At 69.9% G+C, this 16,276-nt stretch carries 12 protein-coding genes and 3 pseudogenes; 11 read left to right on the forward strand and 4 right to left on the reverse strand.

The window, feature by feature from the left end:
- Positions 1-106 precede the first annotated feature (106 nt).
- The 4 genes from M2271_RS07960 (at position 107) to M2271_RS07975 (ending at position 6,022) form a co-directional block, all read left to right on the forward strand.
- Positions 107-1,480: a sensor histidine kinase gene (locus M2271_RS07960; RefSeq protein ID WP_280886393.1), complete on the forward strand. Its 1,374-nt coding sequence runs from the start codon at positions 107-109 to the stop codon at positions 1,478-1,480.
- A 565-nt stretch (positions 1,481-2,045) separates the two neighbouring features.
- Positions 2,046-2,705 carry a response regulator transcription factor gene (locus M2271_RS07965; RefSeq protein ID WP_280886511.1) on the forward strand — a complete coding sequence of 220 codons (660 nt, stop codon included), beginning with the start codon at positions 2,046-2,048 and terminating at the stop codon, positions 2,703-2,705.
- A gap of 316 nt (positions 2,706-3,021) precedes the next feature.
- Entirely contained in the window at positions 3,022-4,950 is a 1,929-nt protein-coding gene (locus M2271_RS07970) for a 2-oxoacid:acceptor oxidoreductase subunit alpha (RefSeq protein ID WP_280886394.1), read from the forward strand.
- Positions 4,943-6,022, forward strand: coding sequence for a 2-oxoacid:ferredoxin oxidoreductase subunit beta (locus tag M2271_RS07975; RefSeq protein WP_280886395.1), 1,080 nt, complete (start codon positions 4,943-4,945; stop codon positions 6,020-6,022). The genes M2271_RS07970 and M2271_RS07975 overlap by 8 nt, the downstream gene beginning before the upstream one ends.
- 163 nt (positions 6,023-6,185) lie before the next feature.
- On the opposite strand, the gene M2271_RS07980 is transcribed toward M2271_RS07975, so the two are convergent.
- Together M2271_RS07980 and M2271_RS07985 are read right to left on the reverse strand one after the other, a co-directional pair.
- Positions 6,186-6,374 (reverse strand): hypothetical protein, encoded by a 189-nt coding sequence (locus M2271_RS07980; protein ID WP_051827155.1) that lies wholly within the window; start codon positions 6,372-6,374, stop codon positions 6,186-6,188.
- 249 nt (positions 6,375-6,623) lie between these two features.
- A complete protein-coding gene (locus M2271_RS07985) occupies positions 6,624-7,184 on the reverse strand; it encodes a DUF6082 family protein (RefSeq protein WP_280886396.1) in 561 nt (186 codons plus the stop codon).
- A 668-nt stretch (positions 7,185-7,852) separates the two neighbouring features.
- Between M2271_RS07985 and M2271_RS07990 the strand changes: the two genes are divergently transcribed.
- From M2271_RS07990 to M2271_RS08000, 3 genes are all read left to right on the forward strand, one after another.
- The gene (locus tag M2271_RS07990; RefSeq protein ID WP_280886397.1) at positions 7,853-8,707 is read left to right on the forward strand and encodes an SDR family oxidoreductase; all 855 of its coding nucleotides are present in this window, start codon (positions 7,853-7,855) and stop codon (positions 8,705-8,707) included.
- Between the two features lie 157 nt (positions 8,708-8,864).
- On the forward strand, positions 8,865-10,037 hold the full coding sequence (gene rarD / locus M2271_RS07995) for an EamA family transporter RarD (RefSeq protein WP_280886398.1): 1,173 nt from the start codon (positions 8,865-8,867) through the stop codon (positions 10,035-10,037).
- A 407-nt stretch (positions 10,038-10,444) separates the two neighbouring features.
- Positions 10,445-11,395 (forward strand): M28 family metallopeptidase, encoded by a 951-nt coding sequence (locus tag M2271_RS08000; RefSeq protein WP_280886399.1) that lies wholly within the window; start codon positions 10,445-10,447, stop codon positions 11,393-11,395.
- An 80-nt stretch (positions 11,396-11,475) separates the two neighbouring features.
- On the opposite strand, the gene M2271_RS08005 is transcribed toward M2271_RS08000, so the two are convergent.
- The gene (locus M2271_RS08005; protein ID WP_280886400.1) at positions 11,476-13,221 is read right to left on the reverse strand and encodes a tetratricopeptide repeat protein; all 1,746 of its coding nucleotides are present in this window, start codon (positions 13,219-13,221) and stop codon (positions 11,476-11,478) included.
- Positions 13,222-13,506: 285 nt separating this feature from the next.
- On the opposite strand from M2271_RS08005, the gene M2271_RS08010 reads away from it, so the two are divergent.
- Together M2271_RS08010 and M2271_RS08015 are read left to right on the forward strand one after the other, a co-directional pair.
- Complete coding sequence (locus M2271_RS08010) at positions 13,507-14,073, forward strand: DUF6668 family protein (protein WP_280886401.1); 567 nt, start codon at positions 13,507-13,509, stop codon at positions 14,071-14,073.
- Between the two features lie 176 nt (positions 14,074-14,249).
- Complete coding sequence (locus M2271_RS08015) at positions 14,250-15,110, forward strand: DUF1963 domain-containing protein (protein ID WP_280886402.1); 861 nt, start codon at positions 14,250-14,252, stop codon at positions 15,108-15,110.
- 76 nt (positions 15,111-15,186) lie between these two features.
- Here M2271_RS08015 and M2271_RS08020 read toward each other — a convergent pair.
- A pseudogene (locus M2271_RS08020) lies at positions 15,187-15,948 on the reverse strand (LysR substrate-binding domain-containing protein); the annotation flags it as partial.
- Positions 15,949-15,956: 8 nt separating this feature from the next.
- Here M2271_RS08020 and M2271_RS08025 point away from each other — a divergent pair.
- Together M2271_RS08025 and M2271_RS08030 are read left to right on the forward strand one after the other, a co-directional pair.
- Positions 15,957-16,182: pseudogene (locus tag M2271_RS08025) on the forward strand (3'(2'),5'-bisphosphate nucleotidase CysQ); the annotation flags it as partial.
- A pseudogene (locus tag M2271_RS08030) lies at positions 16,182-16,271 on the forward strand (NADP oxidoreductase); the annotation flags it as partial. The pseudogenes M2271_RS08025 and M2271_RS08030, both read left to right, overlap by 1 nt.
- Positions 16,272-16,276: the final 5 nt, after the last annotated feature.

The following is a 16,276-nucleotide window of genomic DNA, read 5'->3' on the forward strand; positions in this document are numbered from 1 at the left end:
CCCCCCTGTCGAGAGGCCGACGGACTCCATGGTCCACGGGGGCCCGGCCTAGCAGGGTGGACGCACGACGGCAAAGCCGCAGGGACGAGGAGGAAGGACGACGCCGATGGCCACGGACTACGGGCAGGGCTACGGGCAGGGCTACGGACAGGGCTATGGGCACGACAGCGGGCTGGGGTTCCCTGAGGGGGTACGGCGGCACCGCCTGCCGACCGGGCTGCGGGCACCGTTCGAGGCGCGCAGCTGGCGCGAGCTGGCGTACGTGCTGCTGGGCCTGCCGATCGGCGTGCTGTTGTTCGTGTACGCCATCGTGATGGTCTCGCTCGGTGTGGGCCTGCTCGTGACGTTCCTCGGGATACCGGTGCTGGCGGCGGGGCTGGCCGGTTGCCGGGGCCTGGGGGCACTGGAGCGGGCGCGGGCGCGGGGGCTGCTGAGCCTTGAGGTGGCCGACCCGGAGCCGCTGCGGATGAAGAAGCAGGGCGCGCTGGCCTGGATGGGGGCGGTCCTGAAAAGCGGGACCTCATGGCGGAGCGCGCTGTACTCGATGCTCTATCTGCCGTGGTCGGTGTTCTCCTTCACGGTCGCCGTGGCTCTCTTCGCGCTCGGCTGGACGCTGATGACCTACCCGCTGTGGTTCTGGCTCTTCCACCTGTTCGCCGGTCAGGACGGGATCCAGTTGTACGGCGACGAGGGTCACCACGTCTATCTCGACAACCCGTTCGAGATCACCGTGACCGCACTGGTGGGCGTGTTGTTCACCATGGCCACGCCGTGGATCGTGCGGGCGCTGACGATGGTGGACCGGCTGCTGGTGCACGGACTGCTCGGGCCGACGCGTCTGTCGGCGCGGGTGGTGGAGCTGGAGTCGGACCGGGGGGTCGTGGTCGACACGGCGGCGGCGGACCTGCGGCGCATCGAGCGGGATCTGCACGACGGGGCGCAGGCGCGGCTGGTGGCGCTGGCGATGGATCTGGGGCTGGCGAAGGAGAAGCTGTCGGAGGACCCGCAGGCTGCGGCTCGGATGGTGGACGACGCGCACGGCGAGGTGAAGACGGCGCTGCAGGAGCTGCGGGACCTGGCACGGGGTATTCATCCGGCCGTCCTGACCGACCGCGGTCTGGATGCCGCCCTGTCCGCGGTCGCCTCACGGTGCACGGTTCCGGTGCAGGTGGAGGTGGACCTGCCGTCGCGACCGGCGCCGGCGATCGAAGGGATCGCGTACTTCACGGTGTCGGAGCTGTTGCAGAACATCAGCAAGCACGCGCAGGCCACCTGGGCGGCGGTCGACGTCTGGCGGGTGGAGAACCGGCTGATGCTGCAGGTCGTCGACAACGGCGTCGGCGGCGCGGACACCTCCGCCGGTTCGGGCCTGGCCGGCCTGGCCGAACGACTGGACGCGGTGGACGGAATCCTGGTGGTGGACTCCCCTGCCGGGGGCCCGACACGGATCACCGCGGAGCTTCCTTGGCGGGCGGTGTAGGTCCCGCTGGGAGTAGTAGTGGCTGGCCCCTGACCTGCTGTTCGAGGCGGATCAGGGGGAGGAGGCGCTGCCGGGGGACCCGACCCCGTGAGGCACCTGAGCCCCGGCACCCGACCCCTGGGGGACCTGAGCCCCAGCAACACTCCCTGGGGGACCTGAGCCCCAGCAACACTCCCTGAGGGACCTGAGCCCGGCACTCGACTCCCTGAGGGACCCGAGCCATCGCCGAAGCCGCGCCTCAAGACCGGCGCCCGCGAGCACAACGTGCCCCAGCGCACGCCCGGCCGCGCGCTCTTCCTCGGCGACGGCTCTTCTGCCGACCGCGCGCCCTTCCCCCGACCGCCGCACCCCTTCTTCCCCTCACGCCCCCACGCCCCCACGCCCCCACCGCGGACCCGCCCGGGAACGGCACGCACGTCGGGCAGTTATGGCGTGCACGTCGGGCAGTTATCCACAGGCCCGGTGAGATGGGGCTGATCGCGGGATACTGAGGGCCAAGGGACGGGGACGGGACCGGGTTCGGTCCGTTACAGGGGCTCGGGGGCCAAGAATCGTGGAGGACAAGGTGCAGGTGGTCATCGCCGAGGATTCAGTGCTGCTCAGGGAGGGCCTGACCCGGTTGCTGACCGACCGGGGGCACGACGTCGTCGCGGGGGTGGGCGACGGCGAGGCGTTGATCAAGACCATCACCGACCTGGACGCGCAGGGCGAGCTGCCGGACGTCGTGGTCGCCGACGTACGGATGCCGCCGACGCACACCGACGAGGGGGTCCGGGCGGCGGTCCAGCTGCGCAAGGCGCATCCGGGACTCGGGGTGCTTGTGCTGTCGCAGTACGTGGAGGAGCGCTATGCCACCGAACTGCTGGCCGGTTCCAGTCGTGGCGTCGGCTATCTGCTCAAGGACCGGGTGGCCGAGGTGCGTGAGTTCGTGGACGCGGTGGTGCGGGTGGCCGAGGGCGGCACGGCTCTCGACCCGGAGGTCGTCGCGCAGCTACTGGGCCGCTCCCGCAAGCAGGATGTGCTCGCACGACTCACCCCGAGAGAGCGGGAGGTCCTGGGCCTGATGGCCGAGGGCCGGACGAACTCGGCGATCGCGCGGCAGCTGGTGGTGAGCGACGGAGCCGTGGAGAAGCATGTCAGCAACATCTTCCTGAAGCTCGGGCTGTCGCAGAGCGACGGGGACCACCGACGCGTTCTGGCAGTCCTCACCTACCTGAATTCCTGAGCATCCGACACCACGTCCGACACCATGTCCGGCCAATGCCCGGCCAATCCCCGGCCAATGCCCGACATCACGTCCTCCGACATTGGCCTGACACAGCGTCAGATCCAGGAAGAACCGAAGCACGAAAGGGAGCGTCTTCAGGGGGAGTGCCGGGGGGCGCGTAAAACGTGACAGGACAGGGCGTCGAACGGGCCCAAAAACGCGTCCATCATGCGAATGACCCAGGGAAGGCGACCCTAACGGTCGTAGGGTTGATCCGGGGAAGGCCTGCGGTAAGGCCACTCCCAGACAGCCGCCTCTAGGGAGGTCCAGTTCAGTGACCAGCCAGGTCAGTAGCCCAGCGGAGCAGGCCGACGGAACCGTCGTAGAAGAGCAGCGCAGAGCGGTAGGAACGAAGCACGTCCGTCGTCTGGACCGGGTGATCATTCGTTTCGCGGGCGACTCGGGTGACGGCATGCAGCTCACCGGTGACCGCTTCACCTCGGAGACGGCATCCTTCGGCAACGACCTGTCGACGCTGCCGAACTTCCCCGCCGAGATCCGCGCCCCTGCCGGCACCCTGCCCGGGGTCTCCTCCTTCCAACTGCACTTCGCCGACCACGACATCCTCACGCCGGGCGACGCGCCCAACGTGCTGGTGGCGATGAACCCGGCCGCCCTCAAGGCCAACGTCGGCGATCTGCCCCGTGGCGCGGAGATCATCGTCAACACGGACGAGTTCAGCAAACGGGCGATGCAGAAAGTGGGGTATGCCAGCTCCCCGTTGGAAGATGGTTCCCTCGACGGTTACCACCTCCACCCGGTCCCACTGACCACCCTGACCGTCGAGGCACTCAAGGAATTCGACCTCACTCGCAAAGAGGCCGAGCGCAGCAAGAACATGTTCGCGCTCGGCCTCTTGTCGTGGATGTACCACCGGCCCACCGAGGGCACGGAGAAGTTCCTGACCTCGAAGTTCGCCAAAAAGCCCGATATCGCGGCCGCGAACATCGCCGCTTTCCGCGCGGGCTGGAACTTCGGCGAGACGACGGAGGACTTCGCGGTCTCCTACGAGATCGCCCCGGCGACGGCGGCCTTCCCGGTCGGCACCTACCGGAACATCTCCGGGAACCTGGCCCTGTCGTACGGGCTGGTCGCCGCGTCCCGGCAGGCGGACCTGCCGCTGTTCCTGGGCTCGTACCCGATCACCCCGGCCTCGGACATCCTGCACGAGCTCAGCAAGCACAAGAACTTCGGTGTGCGCACCTTCCAGGCCGAGGACGAGATCGCGGGCATCGGCGCGGCGCTGGGAGCGGCCTTCGGCGGTTCGCTGGCCGTGACGACGACGAGCGGCCCGGGTGTGGCGCTCAAGAGCGAGACGATCGGCCTCGCCGTCTCCATGGAACTGCCCCTGCTGGTCATCGACATCCAGCGCGGCGGACCGTCGACCGGCCTGCCGACCAAGACCGAGCAGGCGGACCTGCTCCAGGCGATGTACGGCCGCAACGGCGAGGCCCCGGTCCCGGTGATCGCCCCGAAGACTCCTGCGGACTGCTTCGACGCGGCCCTGGAGGCGGCCCGTATCGCCCTCACCTACCGCACCCCGGTGATGCTGCTCTCCGACGGCTATCTGGCCAACGGTTCCGAACCTTGGCGCATCCCGGAGCTGGACGAACTGCCTGACCTGCGGGTGCAGTTCGCGCAGGGACCGAACCACACCCTGGCCGACGGCACCGAGACGTTCTGGCCGTACAAGCGTGACCCGCAGACCCTCGCCCGCCCGTGGGCCATCCCCGGCACGCCGGGCCTGGAGCACCGCATCGGCGGCATCGAGAAGCAGGACGGCACGGGCAACATCTCCTACGACCCCGCCAACCACGACTTCATGGTCCGCACCCGGCAGGCCAAGATCGACGGCATCGACGTACCGGACATCGAGGTCGACGATCCGCACGGCGCACGGACCCTGGTGCTGGGCTGGGGCTCGACCTACGGACCTATCACGGCGGCGGTACGGCGGCTGCGCAGGGCCGACGAGTCGATCGCGCAGGCTCATCTGCGCCACCTCAACCCGTTCCCGAAGAACCTGGGCTCGGTACTGAAGGCGTACGACAAGGTGGTGATCCCCGAGATGAACCTCGGGCAGCTCGCCACGCTGGTGCGGGCGAAGTACCTGGTCGACGCCCACTCGTACAACCAGGTCAACGGTATGCCGTTCAAGGCGGAGCAGCTCGCCACGGCGCTCAAGGAGGCCATCGATGGCTGAGACGATCACGGACGGCACGCACACGATCGAGGCGCTCTCGCTCGTCCCCAAGGCCGAGGGCCGCCAGTCCATGAAGGACTTCAAGTCCGACCAGGAAGTGCGCTGGTGCCCCGGCTGCGGTGACTACGCGATCCTGGCGGCCGTCCAGGGCTTCATGCCGGAGCTGGGGCTGGCCAAGGAGAACATCGTCTTCGTCTCGGGCATCGGCTGCTCGTCCCGCTTCCCGTACTACATGAACACGTACGGCATGCACTCCATCCACGGCCGCGCACCCGCCATCGCGACGGGCCTGGCGGCCAGCAGACGCGACCTGTCGGTGTGGGTGGTGACCGGTGACGGTGATGCGCTGTCCATCGGCGGCAACCACCTGATCCATGCCCTGCGGCGGAATGTGAACCTGAAGATCCTGCTTTTCAACAACCGGATCTACGGGCTCACGAAGGGCCAGTACTCGCCCACCTCCGAGGTCGGCAAGATCACCAAATCGACGCCCATGGGTTCGTTGGACGCGCCTTTCAACCCGGTGTCCCTGGCCCTCGGTGCGGAGGCGTCCTTCGTCGCGCGGACCATCGACTCGGACCGCAAGCACCTGACGGAGGTGCTGCGGCAGGCGGCCGCCCATCCGGGCACCGCGCTGATCGAGATCTACCAGAACTGCAACATCTTCAACGACGGCGCGTTCGACGCGCTCAAGGACAAACAGTCGGCGGAGGAGGCGGTGATCCGGCTGGAGCACGGCCGGCCGATCCGCTTCGGCACGGACAACGCGCGGGGCGTCGTACGCGACCCGGCGACCGGCGATCTGAAGGTCGTCACGGTGACCGCGGACAACGAGGCGGACGTCCTCCGCCACGACGCCCACGCCGTATCCCCCACCACCGCCTTCGCCCTCTCCCGCCTGGCCGACCCGGACACCCTGCACCACACCCCGATCGGCGTGCTGCGATCCGTGGAGCGGCCGGTGTACGACAAACGGATGGCCGATCAGCTGGACAAGGCGATCGAACAGAGCGGCAAGGGGGATCTGGCGGCGCTGCTGTCGGGCGGGGACACCTGGACGGTGGCGGGCTGACGGCGGGACGGCGATCGGCCACCACCCGATGGACGGAGTGGTGCGCTGACGACCGGACGGTGGTCGGCCGCTACCCGGTGGACGGAGTGGGCTGACCGGCCGGTTTCCTACGCACGAGGGCCTGGGTGCCGTACGGCACCCAGGCCCTCGGTGGTGTGTGGGGTCACGCGTCGGGGATGTCCCGCTTGGCGCGCAGGAGGGTGTCGCGGGTGATCACAACGATGCGCTCGTAGTCGGCGCGGGCGGCGTCCGCCGGGAGGAGCGCGTCCAGGTCCTCGGTCCGGTCGGTGCCGATGACCGCGAAGTTTCCGTCACTCAGCTCGAAGACGTCGGGACACGTCTCGCCGGTCATTGATCCTCGTTGCCGGGGCGAGTCGCCGATCCGTCGGACGATGCTGAGGGCAGAAAGTTCGCTGTGCACGCGTGAGGGCTCTCTTCATACGGCCGGATACAAGAAACTCCGGTCACTGACGACGCCCGGAGCTTCTCACACCCCATGAGATGCCTCTCGCAACGCAACTCCCGGAAAGGCCTCAATTTAAACCTTCTGGAGCGACACGAATCAGCTTTTCGGGGAAGTCGAGATCATTTCGTTGACGCCTCAAGCGGACGGCCCCTCAGAGGGAGGCCCGACGACCCACCATTCGTCCGGATCGTCCGCCAGGTCATCGATGATCATGTCGACGGCCTCGCCCACTCGCGCCTCCAACGAGGTGCGCGGCAGACTCCGCCGATGTTCGCGGGTCGTCGCCCAGTACTCGGCGAACACCGGGTTGCGGGCCAACACCCGAAGGTGGCCGATCAGTTCGCCCCAACCGTACGCACCGATGCGATGCCCCAGCAGGATGGCGCTGTACTCGCGGTTGACGAACAGCGCTTGCCGGCGCTTGCGGTCCGAGAGTTCCTGCAGGGTACTCATGGCCTCTGCCAGCGCGGGATCCGACATCGCCCGGTCCACCTGCTCCGCCGTGATGCGGTGCAACTGGATCAGGTTGGCGTTCTGGATCTCCTCGGTGAGGAACGTGAGTTGGCGCAGGACGTCCAGCAGCAGTTCCTCTTGGCGCTGGCGCCGGGAGGAACGTGGGAAGGGCGTGCGAACCTTGCCGACCCTTGCCCGTGCTGCAGAACCGATCCTTCGCGCACCCGGATTCTGTGTGGCCAATGCGACCCCCAATGGCGTCCGGCTGCCGGTCGGTGGTCTCGTGGGCGGCACGAGGACCGGCGGCGCGGGTGGGCACAGCGCCCCGCCTTCAGCATGCCGGGCAGATCAAGGCGGTGCGGGAGGCGGACAGGGGGCGCATGGATGGACGAACTGCTCTTGTCGACCGACGCCCTGACAAGGGTGTGCCCAGCGAGCGCCGTCCGCATTCGTTCAGCACGGCCGGAGCGCGCATCATCCCTGCCCGGCACCGCTTCCCCGCGTGTCGCACATCTCCTGTGTGTCGCACATCTCCTGCACGTCACACACCTCCTGCGCGTCGCACACCTCTCGCGCCTCCCTGCACCTCCTGCCTCTCGTGCGCCTCCTGCCTCCCTGCCCCCCATACCTCCCTGCCCCCCCATGCCCTCCATACCTGCCGTGCACCCTCTGCCTCCCGCCCCCTGCCTCCCGCGCCCCCATGCCCCCATGCCTCCCGCGCTTCCCTCCCCCTCCTGCACCTTCCATCCGCTTCGCCCGGCCGGCGCGAGGTCCCGCCTCAGGTGCAGCAACAGCGCCACCTTCACGACACTTACTCGCAGGTAAGTGCCTTACCTACGAGTGGGTACTTTCGCGAAGTTAGCGCACACCCTATGGTTAGTGACATCGCCACCCCACAAGGAGTTCTGATCATGAGCATCGTCGTCACCGGAGCCACCGGCCACCTGGGTCGCCACGTCGTGGAGCAGCTGCTGGAGAAGGTTCCGGCCGACCAGATCACCGCGATCGTCCGCAACGCGGAGAAGGCTTCGGACCTCGCGGACCGCGGCGTGAAGATCGCGCTCGCCGACTACAACACCCCGGCTTCCTTCGACGGCCTGTTCGCCGCCGGCGACAAGGTGCTGCTGGTCTCGGGCAGCGAGTTCGACAAGGGCCGGGTCCAACAGCACAAGGTCGTCATCGACGCCGCCAAGGCGGCCGGAGTGGCACTGCTCGCGTACACCAGCGCCCCGGGCAGCCTGACCGCCGCCCTCGCCGACGACCACCGCGGCACCGAGGAGGCGCTCCTCGCCTCCGGCGTGCCCTACGTGCTGCTGCGCAACGGCTGGTACCACGAGAACTACACCGAGAACCTCGCCCCGGTGCTGGAGCACAACGCGGTACTCGCCGCCGCCGGTGAGGGCCGGGTCTCCTCCGCCGCGCGCTCCGACTACGCGGCCGCCGCGGTCGCCGTACTGACCGGAGAGGGGCACGAGAACAAGACGTACGAGCTGGGCGGCGACGAGGCGTGGAGCTTCGAGGAGTACGCGGCCGAGCTGAGCCGGCAGACCGGCAAGGAGATCGGCTACAGCCCGGTCTCCGTCGAGGCGCTCACCGGAATCCTGACCGGTGCCGGGCTGCCCGAGCCGCTCGCCGCGACCCTCGCCGGTGTGGACGCCTCCATCGGGAAGGGGGAGCTGGTCGTCTCCACGGGTGACCTGTCGCGCCTGGCCGGCCGTCCGACCACGCCCCTCTCCGAGGCGATCGCGACCGCACTCAAGGGCTGACCCGAGCCGACCGACGAGCCCACCGGGGCCGAACTCCCTGTCAGTCCTCGCTCGCCCCGCCCCTGCCTGTCATGACCGTATTCCGATACGGACATGACAGGCGGGGGCACTCGGCGTTACCTTCGTGAAGGCGAGCAGAGCGCGAGAGGGAGGGCCCGTGGCCGGGACGTCGAGGAGTGAAAGCCGGACAGGGCTGCTGAACGGCTTCGCGGCGTATGGGATGTGGGGGCTCGTGCCCCTCTTCTGGCCCCTGTTGAAGCCCGCCGGGGCGGCCGAGATCCTCGCCCACCGGATGGTGTGGTCCCTGGCGTTCGTCGGCGTCGCGCTGGTCGTCGTACGGCGCTGGGCGTGGGCCGGTGAGCTGCTGCGGCAGCCGCGCAGGCTGGGGCTGATCGCCGTGGCCGCGGCCGTCATCACCGTGAACTGGGGCGTCTACATCTGGGCTGTGAACTCGGGTCACGTGGTCGAGGCCTCGCTCGGGTACTTCATCAACCCCCTCGTCACCATCGCGATGGGTGTCCTGCTCCTGAAGGAACGCCTGCGGCCCGTGCAGTGGGCGGCGGTCGGGGTCGGCTTCGCCGCCGTCCTGGTGCTGGCCATCGGGTACGGGCAGCCGCCGTGGATCTCGCTGACCCTCGCCGTCTCGTTCGCCACGTACGGCCTGGTCAAGAAGAAGGTCAACCTCGGTGGCGTCGAGTCGCTGGCCGCCGAGACCGCGATCCAGTTCCTGCCGGCTCTCGCCTATCTGCTGTGGCTCGGCGGGCGGGGCGATGCCACCTTCGCCTCCGACGGCGCGGGGCACGCGGCCCTGCTCGCCGCGACCGGCGTGGTCACCGCGATCCCCCTCGTCTGCTTCGGTGCCGCCGCGATCCGCGTGCCCCTGTCCACGCTGGGACTGTTGCAGTACCTGGCGCCGGTCTTCCAGTTCCTGCTCGGCGTCCTCTACTTCCACGAGGCCATGCCGCCCGAGCGCTGGGCCGGGTTCGCGCTGGTCTGGCTGGCACTGACCCTGCTGACCTGGGACGCCCTGCGCACCGCCCGCCGCACCGCCCGCGCGCTGAGGGCCAAGACCACGAGCGCCGGCACCACTATGCCGACGGGCACCGTGGGCGTCGTACGGAACGCGGACGGGGTGTCCTCCGGCGCGAAGCCGCGTAGTCCGGCCTCGCTGGATCCGGGCCCGCTGGATCCGGGCCCGCCGGATCCGGGCCCGCCGGATCCGGGCCCGCCGGATCGGGAGCCGCAGAATCCGGCCCCGCTGAATTCGGAGCGGCTGAATCAGGAGCCACTGGATTCGGAGCAGCTGCACTCGCCGGCGCCCAAGCCGTAGACGGCGGCAGCCTTCGGTATCCCGACGGCCGGACCGAACTCTGTACTCGCTGCGCCGGGACGGGCTGGCGAACGGACAGCGCATTCGGTCCGCTGGAGCCGGTTCCAGCTCGATCTGCACCCCGGCGAGGCCGGGCGGGGAGGAGGCCGAGCGGCTGAGTGGGCTCAGGGCGAGTGTGTTGCGGGAGGTGAAGGAGCCGTCGGGCGCATGGGTGCTGAGGGCGGATCCGGCGGGGAACGAGTTCCGCGCGCACTGAGAAACCGGGGGCTCACGGGGCAGGTGGACGGACACCGCCGACCGGATTGCGCCCTTGACGGAGCATCAACCCCACCTTCACCATCCAGGCACCCCATTCACTGTGGAACCCCTGTGGATTCAGGGATTCCCACGGAATTCGGAGCCCCCACATGAAGCTCTCGGTTCCCGGGCGCGCCGCGGCCACCGCCGTTGTCGCCGCCGTCTCGCTCCTCGCCGGTGGATCCATAGCCGGTGCGGCCCCCGCAGCCGGACCCTCACTGGCCGCCGCGCCCGACATATCCGTGACCAACGTCAAGGCGCACCTCTCGCAGTTGCAGTCCATCGCCACCGCCAACGGCGGCAACCGCGCGCACGGGCGCGCCGGTTACAAGGCCTCACTGGACTATGTGAAGGCCAAGCTCGACGCCGCCGGATTCACCACGACGATCCAGCAGTTCACGTCCTCCAGCCAGGTCGGCTACAACCTGATCGCCGACTGGCCCGGCGGGGACACGAACCAGGTCGTCATGGCGGGCTCGCACCTCGACAGCGTGACCTCCGGAGCCGGCATCAACGACAACGGGTCCGGGTCGGCGGCGGTCCTGGAGACCGCGCTGGCCGTGTCGAGAGCGGACTACCGGCCCACAAAGCATCTGCGGTTCGCGTGGTGGGGTGCGGAGGAGCTGGGGCTGGTGGGCTCCCGCTACTACGTCAACAGCCTCTCCACGGCGAACCGTTCACGGATGAGCGGGTATCTGAACTTCGACATGATCGGCTCGCCGAACCCCGGGTACTTCGTCTACGACGACGACCCGGCCATCGAGAAGACGTTCAAAGCGTACTTCACCGGGCTCGGTGTGCCCACGGAGATCGAGACCGAGGGCGACGGCCGTTCCGACCACGCGCCGTTCAAGAACGCGGGCGTGCCGGTGGGCGGGCTGTTCAGCGGTGCCGACTACGTCAAGACGGCGGCACAGGCGGCCAAGTGGGGCGGGACCGCGGGGCTGGCCTTCGACCGCTGCTACCACTCGTCGTGCGACACGACGGCCAACATCAACGACACCGCGCTGGACCGGAACAGTGACGCGATCGCGTACGCGGTGTGGGGGCTGTCGGCGTAGGGGCGCCGGAGCCGACGGGCCCGACGTCGGAGAGCGGGAGCCGACGGGCCCGACGTAGGGGAGCCGGAGCCGACAGGCCGTCAGCCGCTGTCGCGGACGCGTCCGGCGAGTCGGTCCATACGGGCGCGGGCCTTCTCCAGTTGCTCGATGTCGTCGGCGGCGGGGCCCTGATCGGTGGTGAGCTCGCTCCACAGGGCGATCAACTCGTGGCCCAGATCCAGGCCCAGCTGTGGGTCGCGTACGGCACGCCAGGCGGTGAACGCGCTCTGGACGTTGCCGTACGCGGCCTCCGCATCCGGAGTGGCGCGGTGGACGCGGGCCAGATCTAGGGACAGGTGGAGGGCGCGGGCCGGGTCGCCGGCCAAGTAGGCGATGTAGGCGGCCAGTTCACGCAGCCGCAGCATCTCGGGGTGCTCGGTCCCCAACGCCTCCGACGCCTGCGCCATGGTCCGATCCGCCAGTTCCGCAGCGTCGTCCGTCCGCCCCGCCTTCACCGCCTCATTGATCCGCCCCATCGGCTCCGCAAGCAACGCGGGACCGCCGTCATCCCCAGGCGCGGTGAGAGGCCCTTCCCCGAGCACGGCTTCCGCCACGGCGTCGAAGCCTCGGGGTGGCGTGGGTTTGGGGACGGGGTCGAGGTCCTCGGGCATGGGGAGGGGGAGGGGAGCTGGCCTGGGTGCGGCGAGTGTTGGGGGTGCGGGGAGTTTGGGGGGTGTCGGGGTTGGCTGGGGCACGGTCATGGGCCGGTGCTCCGGTGCGGGTGGGGGCGCGGCGTGCGTGTCCATCACCGGCGGCGGACCGAACACTCCCATGGGCGCGGCGACCGTACCGGGGGCCGGGCCCGGCGTCGGAGGCTGGGGTGGTTGCGGCAGCGTCCGCAGGGTGAACGTCGGCACAGCCTCATCGCCGGTTGGCTCCTCCATCGGCACGGCCCGCATCGGGAACGTGGACGCCGCATCGCGCACCCCATCTTGGACCGCATCCTGGACCGGCTCCTCCGCCGGCCACTGCAGATGCGCCGGCTTGTCCCGCTGCGCCCACTGCGGCCGTACGACATCGGAGGCGGCGGGTGTCCCGGACTGCACGGGTGCGTAGGCCGGTACGGCATCCTCGGGACCCTCAGCCAGTACGGAACCCTCTGGCACGTCAGCCGGTACGGAACCCTCGGCCGGCAGCGGATCCTCAGCCGGCGCGGGCCACACAGGGCCCTCGCGCACATCGCGCACATCGAACACGTCGGGCACATCAAGGCCGTCGGCCGATCGGGACGCTTCATGCCGACCGGGCTCGCCGGGCGTGGCCGGCCAGTCGGGCTCCCCCGGTGCGGACGGGGCAGCCGTGGGCGGCTCCGGCCAGGTGGGCGGCTGCTCTGGAACCGGCGTCGGCGTCGACGCCCCCGCCTCCCCTGCCGCCCCCGATCCCCTTGGCGCCCCCGTCTCCCCCGTCTTCCCCTGGGCGCCCCTGTCCCACCGCGTCTTCGTCTCCGCCGGCGGAGCCATCCGTACCGGCTCTCCCCTGAAGTCGCTGGAGCCGTCCGGGGTGACGCGGAGGGGGACGACGTAGCCGATGCGGGTGTCGTGGATGGTGGCGTGGACTTCGTGGGCGGTGGTGAGGGCGATGCGGTGGAGGTGGTTCAGTACGGTCTGCTGGATCTCCTCGCCGGGAGCCGCGACGACCCGCACGCCGCCCACGGAAGCACTGCCCGGGCCGGCGTCGCCATGGACGTGGACCTGGATCGGCGCGGCGGTCGCGGTGGGCGGAGCGGGCGCGGCAGGGCGCTCGGGGCGCTGGTGGTCCCGCTTCTTGTCACGGCTGAGTCGAGACATCGTTCCCTCACTCGGATGCGTCGGAGCGTCGCCGGACAACGCGCTCGGGACCATGGTGCCCCCTCCCGCCGTCGGGTTCCGTCGTCGGCGTCAGGATCCAGTCGTACAAGATCCGGTCGTCCACGTACTGTCGAGTCTCTCCGCCCGCCCGCGGTTCTCACGTCACCGGGACGTCACAGGCTCGTTCCAGGAACTCACGCCTCGGCAGAGAGCCTTCGCGGATGCCGTGCGCATCGGCGGGTAGGAGGCGGTCGAGCAGGGAGGAACGCGCAGATGGGGGCGGGCATGCGGACGGACGTACCACTCGGACCGGAGATCTGGCTGCGCGGCCCCGTGCCGACGCCCGCACCGGTGCCGGTACCAGGCCCCGTGCCCGCACCGGTACCGGTACCGGTACCGCCGGAATTCGTCCACCCCTCCGCCACGCCCCGGCGGTATTCCTTCGTGGGCGTCCACGGCGGCGCCGGCACCACCACTCTCGCCGCCGTCTACGGCGGCCACGACTGCGGACGTGACTGGCCGGGCCCCGCCGCCCCGCAGTCCGTGCTGCTCGTCGCCCGTACCCACGCGGCCGGTCTGCACTCGGCCCTGCACATCCTGGAGGCCTTCCGACGCGGCGAGGCGGCCCCGCCCGGCCTCGATCTGGACGCGGTCGTCCTCGTCGCGGACGCGCCGGGACGGCTGCCGCGTCCGCTCGCCCAGCGGATCAAGGTGATCGAGTCGGCGATCGACGTGTACCGCGTGCCCTGGGTCCCCGCCTGGCGCCTGGGCGACCTCACCGGTCCCCCGCCCCGCGAGACCGGCACGCTGACCCGCCTCACCGCCAGCGCCACCGCCACCGCCACCCCGTGACGTACCTGCGAGGGGGGGCGAAGCCGGAGGAGACGGCCCGCTGCATCGTGGACGACGGCCAGCCCCTGCGCCACCTGCGCCATGCGGGGTTCACCGGATAACGGGCGAGGCGGCTCCGCGGCGGCCGGCCACAGCTTCGAAGTCGCTGTGTCAGTCCCTCCCTCTACTGTTCACCCATGACTCCTGACTTGTGGGACCGGTTAAGTCCCTTCCGCGACGAGGCGCTCGCGCGGGGCATACCCGCCGCCGACGTAGAGCGATGGTTGGCCACCGCCCGCCCTTGCGCGACGCTGACGCGGAACGGGGACGGCCCGGTCGTGGGCCACTTCGGCGGTCCGCTGCTGCTTCCGGCCGATACCCCGGCCCCCGCCTACCCCTTCGTTGCCTCCGTCGACCTCGCGGCTCTGCCCGCCGACGCGACGGACCTGCCCCTGCCTCCCGACGGCCACCTGCTGCTCTTCGCCTTTCCTGAGACCGCCGACTCTTACGAGACAATGGGCAGCGTGGTGTACGTCCCCGTCGATACGGCCGTGACGGAACGGGACAGGAACGCCTGGAACTCCTTCGACGTCAAGGATTACAAGGCGATGTTCGAGGCGTTCCCGCAGGGGCCGCTGCGGGCGACGACCAATGTGTCGCTGCCCTACCACCACGCGGTCGACCTCTCCCAAGAGCCGTGGAGCAAGCCACTCCCCGGGCATCCCCGCTCCGAGGAACTCGTCGCGGTCTGGGAAAGCACCCATGACGACATCGCCCCCGGGGGGTCGTTGCAGATCGGGGGATACGCCGATGAAGAGGCCGTGTACACCGACCCGGTCGCCGATGCCGTGCCCAGGGCCGTGAAAGCCACGGAAGCGGGCCGGTGGGACGGACCGGTTTCGGATGACGTCTCGGACTGGGTGCTCTTGGCCGACTGGTATGCCGGCGCGGACGTGCAGGGCTGGGAGAGCGCCACCGTCCACTGGGTGATCCAGCGCGAGGACCTGACGGCGCAACGCTTCGACCGCGCGTTCACCGACGTCTTCTGGAACCCCTGACCTGAGCCCTGGGGCCGGGCTGGTCATGCGCCAGCACGACGACAAGGCCGGGAGCAGCCTCTGTTCGCCCCGGGTGTCAGCACTGCCCGGTCGGGAGGGTGACTGCCTGTGAGGAGGCGGCCGGTGGTGCGAACAGTGCCTGGACGGTTTCGGTGGCCAGGTCACGCAGCCAGACGTGGGCGCGGTCGTCGTCGTAGCGCTGGTGCCACAGCAGGTACAGCGGGATGGCGGGGAACTGGAGTGGCAGGACCAGCGTGACCAGGCCGAGTTTGTCCCGGGCCGCGCGGGTGACCGCGTCGGGAAGGGTGAGCACCAGGTCGGTTTCGGGGGCGAGTTGCAGCGCGAAGGCGACGGTGGGTCCGACGGCGACGACGCGGCGTTCGAGCCCGCGCGTGGTCAGGGCGTCGTCGACCGGGTCGCGCAGGCGTCCGCGTCGCGAGACGGTGAGGTGCTCGGCGGCCGCGTAGCGCTCGAGGCTCAGCGGGCCTTCGGTGAGTGGGTGGCCTGGTCGGACGGCGACAACGAGCTGATCGCTGCCGACGAGGCGGTGGCGGATGTCGGGGAACGTCGGCCGGCTGGAGCTGGATTCGAGGTCGATCTCGCCCCGCCGTAGCTCGCGGGTGTCCGTACCGGATTCGGCAGGCAGGCGCAGTTGGACGCCGGGGGCTTGTCGGTGGGATGCGGCGATCAGGGCCGTGCCGCAGGCGGTGGTCAGGGCGTCGTGCCAGCGCACGGTGAACACCCGCTCCAGAGTTGTCAGATCGAGTTCCTGCTGCGCGGACAGAAGCTGGTGGGCCTGCTGCACGAGGGTGTGGACCTGGGCGCGGAGGGCCACCGCGCACGCGGCGCGACCGCTGCACCCCGCATGCCCGAGGCGTGAGCCTGAACGAGGTGATCGATGAGATCCACGCCAACGACGACGCGGTGCTGGAAGTGCTGCGGGAACGCTGCTGCAGGCCCGGCGTGGATCGCAGTGGGCCGAGGACGAGCTGGCCGGCGGCGCGCTTCCGCCCGGGGAGTGGTGGGTCGTCGACCCGCCGAGGGCAACATCAACCACGTCCACGCCATGGAGCCCGCGCCACCGAGGCCATGATCCTGGTCGTGCCCCACGTCCTGCGCCGGCCCGGCTTCAAGCCCTTCGCCGTCTCCCTCGCCCGCTGACCCAC

Source organism: Streptomyces sp. LBL (assembly GCF_029893585.1).
Taxonomy (GTDB): Bacteria; Actinomycetota; Actinomycetes; order Streptomycetales; family Streptomycetaceae; genus Streptomyces.

Excerpts from the sequence above, each read along its gene's own strand:
- M2271_RS07960 (WP_280886393.1), top strand. The coding sequence starts at position 107 with ATGGCCACGGACTACGGGCAGGGCTACGGGCAGGGCTACGGACAGGGC.
- M2271_RS07975 (WP_280886395.1), top strand. The coding sequence starts at position 4,943 with ATGGCTGAGACGATCACGGACGGCACGCACACGATCGAGGCGCTCTCG.
- M2271_RS07980 (WP_051827155.1), bottom strand. The coding sequence starts at position 6,374 with ATGACCGGCGAGACGTGTCCCGACGTCTTCGAGCTGAGTGACGGAAAC.
- M2271_RS07990 (WP_280886397.1), top strand. The coding sequence starts at position 7,853 with ATGAGCATCGTCGTCACCGGAGCCACCGGCCACCTGGGTCGCCACGTC.
- M2271_RS08000 (WP_280886399.1), top strand. The coding sequence starts at position 10,445 with ATGAAGCTCTCGGTTCCCGGGCGCGCCGCGGCCACCGCCGTTGTCGCC.
- M2271_RS08005 (WP_280886400.1), bottom strand. The coding sequence starts at position 13,221 with ATGTCTCGACTCAGCCGTGACAAGAAGCGGGACCACCAGCGCCCCGAG.
- M2271_RS08010 (WP_280886401.1), top strand. The coding sequence starts at position 13,507 with ATGCGGACGGACGTACCACTCGGACCGGAGATCTGGCTGCGCGGCCCC.
- M2271_RS08015 (WP_280886402.1), top strand. The coding sequence starts at position 14,250 with ATGACTCCTGACTTGTGGGACCGGTTAAGTCCCTTCCGCGACGAGGCG.